General features: G+C 56.1%; 13 protein-coding genes and 2 pseudogenes. 7 read left to right on the top strand and 8 right to left on the bottom strand.

The features are described 5' to 3' along the window. Positions 1-3: 3 nt before the first annotated feature. The 4 genes from CGZ80_RS25300 to CGZ80_RS25285 form a co-directional block, all read right to left on the bottom strand. Positions 4-918 (bottom strand): dihydroorotate dehydrogenase, encoded by a 915-nt coding sequence (locus CGZ80_RS25300; RefSeq protein ID WP_094418468.1) that lies wholly within the window; start codon positions 916-918, stop codon positions 4-6. A 28-nt stretch (positions 919-946) separates the two neighbouring features. Next, the gene (locus CGZ80_RS25295) at positions 947-1,585 is read right to left on the bottom strand and encodes a phosphopantothenoylcysteine decarboxylase (protein ID WP_233148666.1); all 639 of its coding nucleotides are present in this window, start codon (positions 1,583-1,585) and stop codon (positions 947-949) included. Between the two features lie 6 nt (positions 1,586-1,591). Beyond that, positions 1,592-1,960: a hypothetical protein gene (locus CGZ80_RS25290; RefSeq protein ID WP_094418467.1), complete on the bottom strand. Its 369-nt coding sequence runs from the start codon at positions 1,958-1,960 to the stop codon at positions 1,592-1,594. A gap of 94 nt (positions 1,961-2,054) precedes the next feature. Continuing rightward, positions 2,055-3,188 (bottom strand): tRNA dihydrouridine synthase, encoded by a 1,134-nt coding sequence (locus CGZ80_RS25285; protein ID WP_094418466.1) that lies wholly within the window; start codon positions 3,186-3,188, stop codon positions 2,055-2,057. A gap of 188 nt (positions 3,189-3,376) precedes the next feature. On the opposite strand from CGZ80_RS25285, the gene CGZ80_RS25280 reads away from it, so the two are divergent. Then, positions 3,377-4,414 carry an aldose epimerase family protein gene (locus CGZ80_RS25280; protein WP_094418567.1) on the top strand — a complete coding sequence of 346 codons (1,038 nt, stop codon included), beginning with the start codon at positions 3,377-3,379 and terminating at the stop codon, positions 4,412-4,414. Between the two features lie 87 nt (positions 4,415-4,501). On the opposite strand, the gene CGZ80_RS25275 is transcribed toward CGZ80_RS25280, so the two are convergent. Further along, positions 4,502-5,191 carry a DUF1080 domain-containing protein gene (locus CGZ80_RS25275; RefSeq protein WP_094418465.1) on the bottom strand — a complete coding sequence of 230 codons (690 nt, stop codon included), beginning with the start codon at positions 5,189-5,191 and terminating at the stop codon, positions 4,502-4,504. Positions 5,192-5,400: 209 nt separating this feature from the next. Here CGZ80_RS25275 and ilvD point away from each other — a divergent pair. From ilvD to CGZ80_RS25255, 5 genes and pseudogenes are all read left to right on the top strand, one after another. After that, positions 5,401-7,076 (top strand): annotated as a pseudogene (gene ilvD, locus CGZ80_RS29165) (dihydroxy-acid dehydratase). A gap of 120 nt (positions 7,077-7,196) precedes the next feature. Beyond that, entirely contained in the window at positions 7,197-8,165 is a 969-nt protein-coding gene (locus CGZ80_RS25265) for a WD40 repeat domain-containing protein (RefSeq protein WP_143544149.1), read from the top strand. Then, a pseudogene (locus tag CGZ80_RS29160) lies at positions 8,162-8,580 on the top strand (PSP1 C-terminal domain-containing protein); the annotation flags it as partial. The gene CGZ80_RS25265 and the pseudogene CGZ80_RS29160, both read left to right, overlap by 4 nt. A 6-nt stretch (positions 8,581-8,586) precedes the next feature. Next, positions 8,587-9,099 (top strand): stage 0 sporulation family protein, encoded by a 513-nt coding sequence (locus CGZ80_RS28885; protein WP_261340974.1) that lies wholly within the window; start codon positions 8,587-8,589, stop codon positions 9,097-9,099. 84 nt (positions 9,100-9,183) lie between these two features. Next, the gene (locus CGZ80_RS25255) at positions 9,184-9,630 is read left to right on the top strand and encodes a Minf_1886 family protein (protein WP_094418463.1); all 447 of its coding nucleotides are present in this window, start codon (positions 9,184-9,186) and stop codon (positions 9,628-9,630) included. Positions 9,631-9,722: 92 nt separating this feature from the next. Here the strand turns inward: CGZ80_RS25255 and lysS are convergent, their stop codons facing one another. After that, positions 9,723-11,315 (bottom strand): lysine--tRNA ligase, encoded by a 1,593-nt coding sequence (gene lysS, locus CGZ80_RS25250; RefSeq protein WP_094418462.1) that lies wholly within the window; start codon positions 11,313-11,315, stop codon positions 9,723-9,725. Positions 11,316-11,485: 170 nt separating this feature from the next. Here lysS and CGZ80_RS25245 point away from each other — a divergent pair, with 170 nt between their 5' ends. Next, positions 11,486-11,800 carry a hypothetical protein gene (locus CGZ80_RS25245; protein WP_094418461.1) on the top strand — a complete coding sequence of 105 codons (315 nt, stop codon included), beginning with the start codon at positions 11,486-11,488 and terminating at the stop codon, positions 11,798-11,800. A 29-nt stretch (positions 11,801-11,829) separates the two neighbouring features. Here CGZ80_RS25245 and CGZ80_RS28880 read toward each other — a convergent pair whose 3' ends face one another. After that, positions 11,830-13,011, bottom strand: coding sequence for a sigma-54 interaction domain-containing protein (locus CGZ80_RS28880; RefSeq protein ID WP_233148662.1), 1,182 nt, complete (start codon positions 13,009-13,011; stop codon positions 11,830-11,832). 68 nt (positions 13,012-13,079) lie between these two features. Further along, entirely contained in the window at positions 13,080-14,000 is a 921-nt protein-coding gene (locus CGZ80_RS28875; protein ID WP_233148661.1) for an FHA domain-containing protein, read from the bottom strand. Positions 14,001-14,177: the final 177 nt, after the last annotated feature.

Genomic DNA, 14,177 nt, shown 5'->3' with positions numbered 1-14,177 from the left:
GTTTTAGAACTTCAGCGTCTTGACGACTTCTTTCACGCTTGAAGCATTGAGCTCCGCCAGCGCGTTGGGAAGTTGTTCGATGAGCCGTGTGGAGACGGTCGGGTCGTAATAGTTCGCCGTACCAATTTGAACGGCGGACGCTCCGGCCACCAGGAACTGCATCACATCGTCAATGGTCGCGATGCCGCCGATCCCGATGATTGGGACATCCACAGCAGAAGCGACTTGATGAACACAGCGGAGCGCGATTGGCTTGATCGCAGGACCGCTTAGCCCGCCCATGCCATTGCCCAAGATTGGTTTCTGTTTTTTCCAATCGATCGCCATTGCCAACACGGTGTTGATCAGGCAGACCGCATCGGCGCCACCATCGGCGGCACCTTGTGCAACCTCGGCAATGCGTGTGACATTGGGCGTTAGCTTGGCCAGAATCGGCACATCACAAGCTGCCCGCGTTGCGCCGACAACCTTGCGACAGGATTCGGGGTTGATCCCAAAATCGATTCCGCCGCTGACATTGGGGCAGGAGAGATTCAGCTCAATCGCGGCAACGCCTTTCTCGCCGACACGCGACGCGAGCGACACGAAGTCTTCTTCGGTACGGCCGGCGACACTGACGACGATCGGTGCACCGATTGTCAATAAGTACGGTAGGTGATGTTCTAGAAACGCATCGATGCCGTCATTGTCTAGACCGATCGCGTTCATTAATCCGCCGCTGGTCTCGACGGTTCGCCAAGGTGCGTTTCCGACGCGCGGTTCAGCTGTGATCGTTTTGGGGAGCACTCCACCAAGCTTTGACACGTCGACGATGTTCTGCATCTCGCGGGCATAGCCAAACGTCCCCGATGCCACCATGATCGGATTGGGTAGCGAGAGTCGGCCAAGTGTGGTGGAAAGGTCAACCGTGTCAGTCATCGACGTCTCGTAGGGCTGGTGAGTTTGCTTATGCGGTGTGGCGTATCAAACGTGCGTCGATCTCTCGGACCAACGCGGCGGCGACTGTTTGCTTGTCGGCGTGAAGTTTGATTAGCACTTCGCCGTCATGTCCGATCAGTTCGACTTCGTTCTCGTCTGAGTCAATCGCAGCTGGACCGTTGCTCACGATCAGGTCGCAGTGTTTCTTTTCGAGTTTGACGGTCGCACGAAAGCGACGGTCTTCCGTTTCGAGCGCGAACCCAACGACCCACTGATCGGGGCGTTTGTTTTGACCAAGTGTTGCGACGACGTCAGGGGTTTCGACCAACTGCAAGGTCAGCGGATCGCCCGTCTTGGCAATCTTTTGGTCGTTCACATAGCGCGGCATGTAATCGCACGGCGCGGCAGCACCGATTGCTCCGTCGCACAGCTTGAAGTGCTCCATTGCGGCGGCCAGCATCTCGTCCGTTGTGACGACGGGAATAACATCCGCGCCTGTGGGGTACTCGACAGCGACGGGACCGCTAATCACGGTAACGTCATGCCCGAGTTTGAGTGCCGCATCGGCAAGGGCAGATCCCATGCGTCCGCTTGATGCGTTGGAGATATAGCGGACCGGGTCGAGGTATTGTCGCGTCGGACCGGACGTGATCAGGATTCTCGCCACGAAATCTCAGTCCATCGATCCGAGCGTTTCGTCCAGCAGCTGATTCAGTCGTTCGGCGCCGACTTCCATCTTTGCTGCCGCGAGCGCGAACAAGCGTTTTTCGTTCTCGTCCAGTACCCCGTCGGCAGCCATCATCTTGATCAGGTCAACCAGCAGAGCTTCACGTTGTGGACCTTCTGTTGGCAGTTCCAACGCCGCATCATCACCAAGTCCGTAGCGGATTGCTTGGCTGAGTTCCGCTTCGCCGAGGCCCAATTCGTGACAACGCTGTGCGACGAAGTCGACTTCGCGTTCGCCGAGGGATCCATCGGCAAAAGCCATGACCACGAGGTTGCGTAGCTGACGTACGCGGTCGCTAAATTCTTGTTCGCTCATGTCGCAGAGTTTACCACCAACGTGAAATGATTGCCTATCCCCGGCGGGCGTCGAAACTTTGGCTCGGCAGCACTTTGGCTCAGCATCAACGTGGCTATTCCTCTTGGCTGCCGTGGCACTCGCGAGGCACGTGACGTCCGGGGCCGTTGTCGCCATAGTATTTTTCAAGGACGGTGTCGAAGTCGTCGCGTGATTTGATTCTGGCAAAACCCAGTCGAACATTTTCGTGGTCGGGGTGCGACTGGCTGTATTTGATGCCGAATTTCCGCATCAGCAAGGGGGCACGGGTTTCCCCATAGCTTTCTTCGCACAGCTCGAAGTGGTCGATTAGAACGGCCGCCTGTTGATGCAAGCTCGGCGGATCGGGCAGCGGTTCTCCGTTGGCGAGTGCGATCGCTTGGGAGAAAATCCAGGGGTTGCCGATGGCTCCACGCGCAACCGTGACGCCGTCGATCCCGGTTTGACGCATCATTCGCAAGCAGTCATCGGCGGAAAACAGGTCTCCGCTGCCAAGGATCTTCATGCGGTCTCCGACGTGAGACTTCACATCGGCCAGGAATTCCCAGCGACTGGGACCGACGTAGCGCTGAACAACCGTTCGGCCATGGACAGTTGCTGCGGCAAGGCCGGCATTTAAGGCGCCGTCGAGGATTTGAAAAAACGCGTCGCGTGATTCGTTGGTGTCGTCGATTCCACGCCGCATTTTCACCGTGACAGGAATGGTGTCTGGGACCATGTCGCGGGTCCGTTGCAAGATATCGATCGCGACCTCGGGTTGCGAAAGGTGGAAGCCCCCACGGCATCGTCCGAGGACTTTCTTAACGGGGCATCCGAAGTTCACGTCGATGATGTCGAAACCGGCATCGACCAGTTTCATCGCGCCTTGTGAGAACTGTTCGGGTTCAGCACCCATCAGTTGTCCGCCGACAGGATGTTCTTCGGGGTGGATGTCCAAAAAGTGTTTCGTCTTTTGGCGTTTGTTGAGTGCCAGCAGAAACTGGTCCAGCATGACTTCGCAAACTGAATAGCTGGCGCCCAACCGTCGCGCGATCGTACGCATCGGCAAATCGCTATATCCGCTAAGTGCCGCTTGGACGACCGGGAAGCCGATGTTGACGTTTCCGATCACCAGCGGGCGGAATTCCTGTTGCCAGGTTGTCGATTCCCGCAGTCGTGCGACGGTGGCGTTGTTTTGTGAGCCCTCGCGGGGCACTACACTATTCTGCATCGAGTCTTGTCCTGAACGATTTCGTTTTCTCTGCCCCGTTCAATTGATCATCTCAACTTGTCATGATGAAGCAATCTTTGACCGGATCGTGGTCCGTCCTTGTCGGTGCCGTCGCGATTGGCGTGACACTGGCGTTTGATTCGGTCGTTTTAACCCTGCCCGCCCAGCCACCACAGAACGATCGTTCGATGATGATAGAAACCACACCGTTTGGAACTGCCGATGGTCAACCGATTACCCGATACACCTTGGTCAATTCCAAAGGCCATCGGGTCAGCGTGATGAACTTTGGCGCGACGCTGTTGGAAGTCGAAGTTCCGGATCGAAATGGCGAGCTGGCGAACGTGAACCTGTGTTTCGACAAATTGCAGCCGTACGTTGATGGGCATCCCTATTTCGGAAGCTCGGTCGGCCGATTCTGTAACCGAATTGGAAATGCCAAATTCACGATCGATGGCACAGAGTATCCTCTGGTCGTCAACCATGGAAAACACCAACTGCACGGCGGCAAGAAGAATTTTTCTTACCTGGTGTGGTCGGCCGAGCCGATTCAAGCGGACGACCACGTCGGCATTCGGTTCTCGCTGACCAGCCCTGATGGGGACAACGGTTTCCCCGGCACGGTTCAGGCAGTTGCCGAGTACACATGGAATGATGCCGACGAGCTGACGATCACGTATTCGGCGACGACCGACAAGCCAACCCACGTGAACCTGACCAACCACAGCTACTGGAATTTGGGTGGTGCCGGAACCGGTACCGCGAAAGACCACTTGGCGACCATCGAAGCCGACCAATACTTGGATGTCGATGACGACCTGATCCCAACTGGAAAGCTGAACGACGTTGCCGGGACGCCACTGGATTTTCGCACCGCCACTCCGCTGGGCGAAAACATCGACGAATTGCCCGCAACGAAGGGCTTCGATCACTGCTACGCGGTTCGCGGCCAAGCCGGGGTGATGCGTAAAGCGGCCTTGGTGGTTGATCCTGATTCCGGACGGACGTTGGAAATCGAAACGACCCAGCCCGGCATGCAGCTATACACCGCTAACCACCTTGGTGGCGGCCCCGGAACTGCCGGAAATGGCTCGCACGATGCCTTCTGCTTGGAAACGCAGCACTACCCCGACGCGCCCAACAAGCCAGAATTCAAAAGCACCCTGTTGTCGCCGGGTGAAGCGATGAAGGAAGTCACGATTCATCGCTTCGGAATTCAGAAGTAATTTCGGTCTGAACCCCGAAGATTCGTTGCTTCGAAACGGTCTCGCGATCAGGCAACTTGATCGCAAGGCCGTGGTGCCATTGAAACGCTACAGTTCGCGGATGCGGACGTTTCGGTAGATCGCTTCGAGTTGTGGGCCGGCGTGAACTTGCAACGCGATCACGCCGTCTTTTTCGATCTCTGGGTCTTGTTCGGTGTAGTCGACGGTTTGCACGCCGTTCAAAAAGATCTGAATGTGATCGCCTTTGGCAACGATTCGTAGTTCGTTCCATTGTCCGCGTTTGACGGCCTTTTGAGCTTTTTCTTGGTCTTCGGCCAGGAATTTACGTCGTCGTGACTCGTCGTAGAGTGCTCCCCAGCAAGTGCCGTTTGCGAAAAAGCCGATGTCGGCTTGGTAGCCGATGACTTCGGTATCGTTGGGGATGCGCTTGGTACGGAACTGCACGCCCGCGTTGTCGCCTTTGCCGACCAGTTTGGCTTCGACGATTAATTCAAAATCGCGATAGGTCTTTTCGCTGCACAGGAAATAGTTGTGTGGAATGGCCTCGGTCGCACTGCCCGCGACGATGGTTTTGTCGCGAACGGTGAACCATTTCTTGTCTCCTTCCCAGCCACGCAGTGTTTCGCCGTCAAACAGCGACTTAAATTCCGTGGAATCGACCGCAGCAGCTTGATTGCCCGTTTCGCCAGGATTTGCCGCACGTGATTTCTTGGCGATCAGCAGCGTGCTGGGCAAAAAGGTGGTGATCACGATCGCGGTGGCCAGCCAATCGGTCATGAATCCAGAGTTTGAGTCCGTAAATCGGGAGGATCGGCAAATTCGGCGTGTACCGTTTTCGCGAGAGAAGATCGGTCGCATGGTGGGAGGCCTGGCGGGACGGGGACGGATTGTGAAATGGGAAGCGTTCATGATAATACGTTCCTCCGTCGGTCGCTTTGCGCGGCGGCACGGCGAGTCCCCCTTCCTTTTACACCGTCCATTCGTCCATGACTCAGCTAAACAAATACTCCAGCAAAATCACCCAGCCGAAAAGCCAAGGTGCATCTCAGGCGATGCTTTACGCGACCGGCCTGACCCGCGAGGACATGGACAAGCCGCAAGTCGGGATCGCCAGTGTTTGGTACGAAGGCAATAGCTGCAACATGCACCTGTTGGACTTGGGTGCCGAGGTAAAGTCTGGCGTTGAAAAGGCCGGGATGGTCGGGATGCGTTTCAATACCATCGGTGTCAGCGACGGCATCTCGATGGGGACCGACGGAATGAGCTACTCGCTGCAAAGTCGCGACCTGATTGCCGATTCGATCGAAACGATCATGGCGGCACAGTGGTACGATGGTTTGGTTGCGCTTCCCGGGTGTGACAAGAACATGCCGGGATGTTTGATGGCGATGGGCCGTTTGAATCGCCCCGCGATCATGGTCTACGGCGGAACGATTCGTCCTGGTTTCCGCAACGGCGAAAAGCTGGACATCGTCAGTGCGTTCCAGTGCTATGGCCAATTCATCGCCGGACAAATCAGCGACGACGAGCGCCAGGAAATCGTCGAGAAGAGCTGCCCCGGTGCGGGGGCTTGCGGCGGGATGTACACAGCCAACACGATGGCGACCGCGATCGAAGCACTCGGCATGTCGTTGCCATACTCGGCCAGTACGCCTGCCGAAGATCCGCTGAAGAAAGAAGAGTGCCGCCAAGCTGGCGACGCGATTCTGGAGTTGCTGAAAAAAGACATCAAGCCACGCGACATCATGACTCGCCAACGTTCGAAAACGCGATGGTTACTGTGATGGCACTCGGCGGCAGCACCAACGCGGTTCTGCACCTGATCGCGATGGCGCGCAGCGTTGGTGTGCCGTTGACGATCGACGATTTCCAATCGGTCAGCGATCGGATTCCTTACCTGGCCGACTTAAAACCGAGCGGCAAGTTCGTTCAAGAAGACTTGCATTCGATCGGCGGTACGCCAGCGGTCATGAAGTACCTGCTGCAAGAAGGTTTGATGGACGGATCGTGCTTGACCGTGACGGGCAAAACGCTTGCCGAAAACGTCGAGTCTGTTCCTGGATTGAAAGAAGGTCAATCGATCGTTCGCCCGGTCAGCAATCCGATCAAATCCAGCGGTCACATTCGTATTCTCAAAGGCAGCTTGGCTCCCGAAGGTGCGGTCGCAAAGATCACAGGCAAAGAAGGCTTGAAGTTCACCGGACCGGCACGCTGCTTCGATAGCGAAGAGTTGATGCTGACCGCGCTGGAAGAAAAGAAAATCCAAAAAGGCGACGTCGTTGTGATCCGCTTCGAAGGACCCAAGGGCGGACCGGGCATGCCCGAGATGCTGACGCCGACGAGTGCGATCATGGGCGCCGGCTTGGGATCCGACGTCGCGATGATCACCGACGGTCGATTCAGCGGTGGCAGCCACGGATTCATCGTCGGACACGTGACACCCGAAGCACAAATCGGTGGGCCGATCGGATTGCTGCAAGACGGCGACATTGTCACCATCGATGCAGAAAGTAACTCGTTGGACGTCGATGTCTCGGCCGAGGAACTGCAATCACGACGTGATGCATGGAAAGCACCGGCGTTGAAAGCAACCCGCGGAACGCTCTACAAATACATCAAGAACGTTAAAACCGCGAGCGAAGGCTGCGTCACCGACGAGTGAATTTGATACAATCGAATTCGGTCAACCGCGAAGACGTTCGTTAGCCTCCGCCATCTCCTCAAGCGAATGCGAATGATGAAAATCCCGATTCGTCAACTACTTCCACTGTTACTTCTCGCCGTGTCCACATTACCGGCAGGGGCGGAAGGGAATGAAGAATCGGGTGCAGAGATCGACACCACTTCGCAGTGGATCACTTCGATTGATTCGCTGGGCGACAGCGGATTTGTCGCCGGAACCGCCACAGGGTTGCTCCTTCGTCCGTCAACAGTCGTCAAGTTCGAAGGCAGCGACGCGAATCACCTGCAAGAGCTTTACCAACATCCGGCGGCCGTTTGGACGGTCGCCACACCGGCTGATGGAAAGACGATTGCCAGCGCCGATTACCAAGGCAATCTGATTGTCTATGACGTCGAAGCGGCATCACCGAATCAGTTTGATAAAGCTTTTGAACGTTGGTGTCAGAAGATTGCGTTTGCACCCGATGGAAAATCGATTGTCGCGGGCAACGAATCCGGCAAGCTGTATGTCTGGGACTTGGCAGAGTCGAAAGTGTCCAAGTCGCAAGAACTTTCGAAAGCATCGATCACTTGTCTCGCGATTTCACCGAGCGGCGAGCAATTGGCGGCAAGCGACGGTGAGGGCAAAGTGCATCTACTTTCTTGGCCCCAGCTTGAATCGGTCGGAGTTGTTTCCGTTGGCGAAGACACGGCTTGGTCCGTGGCTTACGAAAACGATACGACTTTGCTTGTTGGCTCCAGCGATCGCAACCTGTATCGTGTCGAAGCGAAACCTGACGCGACCCCCAGTGCAATCGCAAAGGGATCCGATTGGATCACTCGGATTGCGATTTCTCCCAGTGGCCAAATAGCGGCAGCGGAAGTTAGCGGAAAGGTTCACGTGATGTCGGAGGATTCACCGACAACGCTGTCGGCTGACAGCGGCGTTTGGGCTTTGGAATTTGGCAAGCAAGGCTGCCTGATGGTCGGTACTCGCAAGAACGGTGTTGCCGTTGCCAAGCAGAGCTGGACGTTTGAAACACCTGGCAGTGCACTGCCAGAGAGTGGGTCTGCCGAAGTTACTCAATGACACCCGATTCCAGTTACTCAGACGACCCGCAACATCCAGAGCGTTTGGAATACGTCGTTCGCTATGGCACGATGCGCATCTTGGGTGTGATGAATGCCCGCGAGCGGTATCGCTACAACGATCGTGTCGTCGTGCAGACGGACCGTGGAACCGAGATTGGTACCGTCCTTTGCGAAGCCACTCCGGCGGCACTCGATTCGATGGAAGAGCCGACGGCGGGAAAGATTTTGCGTTCGCTGTCCGACGATGATTCGCGACAATGGCACCACATTGAAAGCTTGGTTCGCGAAGATCTCGCGACCTGCCAGCGATGTGTTGATGCGTTGCGTTTACGGATGGACTTGGTGGATGTCGAACGACTGCTGGGCGGCGAAAAGGTTGTCGTGTACTACCTAGCGAGGGGCGAGTTGATTTCCGCCAATTGGTTCGTAACCTTGCCAGCGAATTTCAGACGCGAATTGAGATGCGACAAATCGGGGTCCGCGATGAAGCCAAAATCATGGCCGACTATGGGGATTGTGGACAACCAATTTGTTGTGCGACGTTTCTGAGTAAGATGCCACCGGTGTCGATGAAAATGGCAAAATTGCAACGCTCGACGCTCGATCCGACGAAAATTTCCGGACGATGCGGCCGATTGAAATGTTGTCTAAGATACGAATTCGACACCTATGAGCAGCTCGCTGAGGAGTTGCCACCGGTCGGAGCTCAGATTTTGACGAAAGATGGGAGGGCTACGGTCTTGGCTCAGGACATTCTTTCGCAACAATTGGTAGTGCGTACCGAAGACAAACGGCGAATCATGTTGGCGGCTGACCGTGTGGTCAGCATCACCAAGATGCCGCCGCCACAAAGTGCCGGTGGTCACCACAAGTCGGGGGCTGGACACAAGTCGGGTCCGCGACAGAAATCTCGCGACAGCGGGAACCATTAAACTAAAATACAATCAGCGTTTCTGCGATTGCCCCTCGTCCATCACTGACCGACACGCTGCAAAATCGAATAGAGTCATTGCACGATGAGTCATGAATTGTCCAATTCGCCGCTTCAAGCAATGCGGAAACTTTTGAAAGAAGACGCTCGTTACAAATACGAGGCGTATCAGTTCGTTCGCGAGGCACTGCAGTTCACCCAAGAGCACTTGCCCGAATTGACTGGCGCGTCGGTTAGCGGCGACTCCGGAGTTAGCGCTGTCGCCCGCCACATCACCGGCCAACAGCTCTGTGAAGGATGTCGGCACTACGCGATCGACCAGTACGGTTATCTTGCACGCATGGTGCTGAAGACCTGGGGGATTAAATCCACCAGCGATTTCGGCGAAATCGTATACAACCTCATCCGCATCGAACAAATGCGAAAAAGCGACTCTGATCGTCGCGAAGATTTCGATGACGTGTACTCGTTCGATGGCGCTTTCGAGCCCGAGTTCACGTTGCCCAAGCCAGTCGACGAATTCGACTGCTAGTTCTCGACACAACCGGCCAACAAAAAACGCCCACGCGATCGAATCACGTGGGCGTTTTCGTTTGTGTCATCAGTTGATTGCGAGGCGTCGTCTTATTCAGTCGGGCGCAGCACTGGGAACAGAATGACGTCCCGAATTGATTTCTGTCCGGTCAAGATCATCACCAAACGGTCGATACCGATTCCCAATCCGCCGGCGGGTGGCATCGCGTGACGCAATGCGCGAATAAAGTCGTGGTCCATTTTGGCCATCGACTCTTCTTCGTCCAGCCCTTCGAGTTGGGTCTCGAAGAGTTGCTGTTGCAGGTCGGGATCGTTCAGTTCGGTGTAAGCGTTTGCCAGTTCCATGCCGCAGATAAACAGTTCGAACCGTTCGGCGATCTCGGGGTTGTCGCGTTTACGCTTGGTCAATGGACAAATACTGGCTGGATAATCGATCACAAAGATCGGGCCTTCGAGTGTGTCCTCGACCTTCTCTTCGAAGATCTCGTTGCGGATGACGTCGGGGTGTTTGCCTTTGGTTTCCAGTCCCAGTGATTGGGCGTACTTGGTCACCGCTGCTTCGTCGGCCGCGTCGACACCGGTTGCCGCTTGAAACAAGTCAGCATAGGTCTCGCGTTTGAACGGCGGGGTGAAGTCAATTTCTTGACCGGCGAACTCGCGTTTGAACCCGCCGCCGATCGTTTCGATCGCATTGCAGATCACACGTTCGGTCAGGTCCATCATCGTTTCGTAATCACCATAGGCTTGATAAGCCTCCAGCATGGTGAATTCCGGGTTGTGGCGGGGGCTCAATCCTTCGTTGCGATAAACACGTCCGAGTTCGTAGACGCGTTCCATGCCACCGACCATCAAGCGTTTCAGGTGCAGCTCGAGCGCGATCCGCATGGTTAGCGGCATGTCCAGCGCGTTGTGGTGGGTTTCGAAGGGGCGTGCGGCGGCGCCACCGGCGATCACATGGAGGGTCGGACCTTCGACTTCACAGAAATCGTCGGCATCCAGTGTGGCTCGAACCGATTTGATGATCTTGGTTCGGTTGACGAAGGTTTCCATCGGGCCTTCGTTGAACGCCAGGTCTGCGTATCGCATTCGCTGACGCAGGTCGACGTTGGTCAAACCGGCGTGCTTGTCCGGTGGAGGATCAAGCATCTTGGTGTGAAAGTACAGCTTTTCGGCAAACACCGTCAGCTCGCCGGTGTTGGTGCGGCCCAAGCGTCCTTCGGCACCGACCAAGTCACCGAGGTCGAATAGTTTGGCGAGTGCGAAATCCTCCTCGCCGACCTGTTGCTTACCAATGAACAGCTGGATCGAACCGGTCCAGTCTTTGATGTTGATGAAGATCAGTTTTCCCTTGGTCCGCATCAACATGATCCGACCGGAAACGCGAACAGTTGGTCCGACTTCTTCGCCAGGGCCTTGGTCGCTTTTCCACTGGCGATAGTCCAGGTCGGGATCGTCAAAGCTCGGCAGGTCGATCAAGTCGCCGGCTTCGGTTTTGAATTTGATCTCGCTGGCTTTGTCGATGCATTTCCCGAGCATGTCTCGGTTGTCGAATCGGCTGCCGAAGGGATCGTATCCCATGGCTTCGATTTGAGACATTTTCTCGCGTCGGGCAACGCGTGGATCCGTCGCGTCCTCGCCTTCGCCGGGCGTGGCGGCAGGACCTTTGTTCGGGTTTTGGTTCATTGTGTCGTTGCGGGGAAGTTGCAATCTTCGTTTGAAGCGGTGGATTGTCGAGAGCGAAGGGGGTTTTGGCAAGACGAGCGTTGTCTAGATGTCTCTTGACGCCAATCGCACCCATGATTTATCCCATCTCGCACAATTCCACCCACCGCTTTCCCCCCTTAAGGTCAACCATGCAACGCGTTATTGTCGCACTCTTGATGGCATTTTCCGCCAGTTTCGCTGTCGCGTCAGCCGGCGAAGTCGTCCACTATCAGTGCAAGGAATGGAAGGCGAAGCACATCCACGACACCAAAAAAGTCGAAACGATCACCGCGACGCTGAAGAAACTCGGTTGCGAAGTCAAGCAAGAAGAGCACTCCGGCCATTTCGACGTGAAATATCGTTGCGCCAAGCAAAAAGACCTGCCGGTAAAATCCCACGAAGAAGCGGTTCAGTGGGAGAAGTGGTTCAAAGAATTCGGCTTCAAAGCGTTCCACACACACTGAGTGGGGCGAACCCCTCAGTATGAGACGGGCTACCAAGTCGTGCCGTCTTTTGCGAATCGTTTCAGCTTGCGATCGAGTGTGCTTCGCTCGATTCCCAAAATGCTGGCCGCACGACTTTTGTTGCCTTCGGTATGACGCAAGACACGCTCGATGTGAGCTTTCTCTAAATCCGCCAGTGACGTTTCGACTGGCGAATCCGACGCCGCGGCAGCGGGAGCCGATCCACCGACTGCCGCAGGTGTCAGCAGCAAGTGCTTGGTATCGATCGACTCGGTCGCGTTCAGCACGACCGCACGTTCAATGACGTTGCGAAGCTCGCGGATATTTCCCGGCCACGGGTAATCGAGCAGGATGCTTTGTGCCGCTGGGGTGATCGCGTTGATCCGCCGACCCATCTTCTCGTTAAAGCCAGCCAAAAAATGTTCGGCCAGTAAGACGATGTCTTTGCCACGATCACGAAGCGGAGGCACCAAGATTTCGACGACATGTAATCGATAAAACAAGTCCTGGCGGAACTTGCCTTCACCAACCATCGCTTGGAGGTCTCGGTTCGTTGCCGCGACGACGCGGACGTCGACCTTGATCGGCTGGTGTCCGCCGACCCTTTCGAACGGGTGCCCCTCGAGCACGCGAAGCAATTTGGCTTGGAGATCCAAATCCATTTCGCCAATCTCGTCCAGCATTAGCGTTCCGCCATCGGCCGATTCGAACTTTCCCGCTTTGCGGTCCGTGGCACCTGTGAAGGCACCTTTTTCGTGGCCGAACAGTTCACTCTCGAGCAGTGATGGTGAAAGTGCGGCGCAGTTCAGGCAAACGAGAGGCCCATTGGCGCGGCCGCTGGCATAGTGAATCGCCGAAGCGACGAGTTCTTTACCCACACCTGATTCGCCGCGGACCAGCACCGTCGCGCCGGTCGGTGCCGCCATCGATACCTGTTCGATGATTTGGCGGACCGCGTCGCTTTGCCCGACAATCTGGACTTTGTCGCCCAGCTGTTCGCGGAGTGCTTTAATTTGTTTTTGTGATCGCCTCAGCGAGCGATCGAGTTTGCCGCGAACGCTTAGATTGCGAAGTGATTCGGCCAAGATTTCAGCGACCGCAAGGACAAAGCCTAGGTCGTCACTGTCAAAAACTGTGTCGCTGTCCGTCGTCAGAAGGTGCAGCATTCCGAGCAGTTTCTTGTCGCGATCAATCACCGGCGCAAGGATCATGCTGACGGCATCGATTTCGCCTTGGCTGTTCTCTGCGGCGAGCGTTCGGTCACCGGCAACGTTGCGGGCTAGGATCGCGTGGCTTCGGGACTGACGACTGCTTGGATCGCGGCATCGGGAGGGCGACGATAGGTCACCGACCCAAGTGCATGTTCGTTCTGGCGCGTGGCAACCAAGGCGAAGTGTTTCGCTTGAATCGGTGAATCGGATGACTTCGATTTGGCGTCGATGACGTACGCCCCCGCACAGCGCATTTCGATTGACTCGGACAATCGGTCGAGCACCAAGTCGATCGCTTGGCTGACTGAATCGACGCGGGCTAGGTCAAAAGCGAGTTGCAATAAGGTCGCGCGAACGCTGTCGTTTCCGAGTGACGAACCGGCCGTCAGCGGTTCGCTGTCTCGGGCGCCGGTGCGATCAGGCAAAATGTCAGATTTGAAATAGCCGCTCTGGGATCGCCGTTCGGTGATCGAAGCGGAGTCCATCGCCATCGTCAGGTGATCGTCTGTCGCGGCAGGGGGGCGAGACTGGACCGGGCCTTCGGCAGATTGGATTTGATGGACAAACTGAATTGAATGGCCAGCGATTTCAATCCGGTCGCCATCAACCAAAAGCTGGGGAGCGGTTAGCCGTTTCCCAGAGACAAGTGTCCCATTTCGGCTGCCCAGATCCTCGACAGCCCACCCGTCTTGGGTGGACCACACCCGAGCGTGCTGGCGGCTGGCTTTTTCGCTGCGAATGGAGATTGGGTTGGCGCTGGCCCGGCCCATAATGACTTCGTTTGGGGCCGACAACCGGAACACATCGCTCCAGCGTCCAGTGGTGTGCATGACCAGGTAAGCGCCTGGTATTCCCGCCGCGGGTGCTGGATCGTTTTGGGGGCGAGCGTCGTTCTGCAAAACGTTTTCGCCGGATCTGCTCGGTTTGGCAGGCTGGGAGCGGTCGGAGCGTGAGGGGCCGTTTGAAATCGTCAAGCTGCTGTCACTCAAGTCAAAACTCCGTTGCAAAACGACAAGAACAGACGCATGGATCGACCGTCCGATTTTGACCGACCAATCGTGAGGGCCGGGAGGGGGCCTGATTCAGCGTGCTGGAGCTGAATTATATCGTGCGGCGAACGTTTCGAGTGATGGTTGAGTCGTTTGGACCGCCAATCCCCCCATTCG

It is taken from the genome of Rhodopirellula sp. MGV, assembly GCF_002251265.1.
In the GTDB taxonomy this organism is placed as follows: Bacteria; Planctomycetota; Planctomycetia; order Pirellulales; family Pirellulaceae; genus Stieleria; species Stieleria baltica_A.
The sequence above is the reverse complement of the archived record's forward strand: the minus strand, read 5'-3'. Positions and strand labels throughout refer to the sequence as shown.

Bases quoted from the DNA above. Each gene is read 5' to 3' on its own strand.
- CGZ80_RS25300 (WP_094418468.1), bottom strand. From the start codon at position 918: ATGACTGACACGGTTGACCTTTCCACCACACTTGGCCGACTCTCGCTA.
- CGZ80_RS25290 (WP_094418467.1), bottom strand. From the start codon at position 1,960: ATGAGCGAACAAGAATTTAGCGACCGCGTACGTCAGCTACGCAACCTC.
- CGZ80_RS25285 (WP_094418466.1), bottom strand. From the start codon at position 3,188: ATGCAGAATAGTGTAGTGCCCCGCGAGGGCTCACAAAACAACGCCACC.
- CGZ80_RS25280 (WP_094418567.1), top strand. From the start codon at position 3,377: ATGATGATAGAAACCACACCGTTTGGAACTGCCGATGGTCAACCGATT.
- CGZ80_RS25275 (WP_094418465.1), bottom strand. From the start codon at position 5,191: ATGACCGATTGGCTGGCCACCGCGATCGTGATCACCACCTTTTTGCCC.
- CGZ80_RS25255 (WP_094418463.1), top strand. From the start codon at position 9,184: ATGAGTCATGAATTGTCCAATTCGCCGCTTCAAGCAATGCGGAAACTT.
- lysS (WP_094418462.1), bottom strand. From the start codon at position 11,315: ATGAACCAAAACCCGAACAAAGGTCCTGCCGCCACGCCCGGCGAAGGC.
- CGZ80_RS25245 (WP_094418461.1), top strand. From the start codon at position 11,486: ATGCAACGCGTTATTGTCGCACTCTTGATGGCATTTTCCGCCAGTTTC.
- CGZ80_RS28880 (WP_233148662.1), bottom strand. From the start codon at position 13,011: ATGATCCTTGCGCCGGTGATTGATCGCGACAAGAAACTGCTCGGAATG.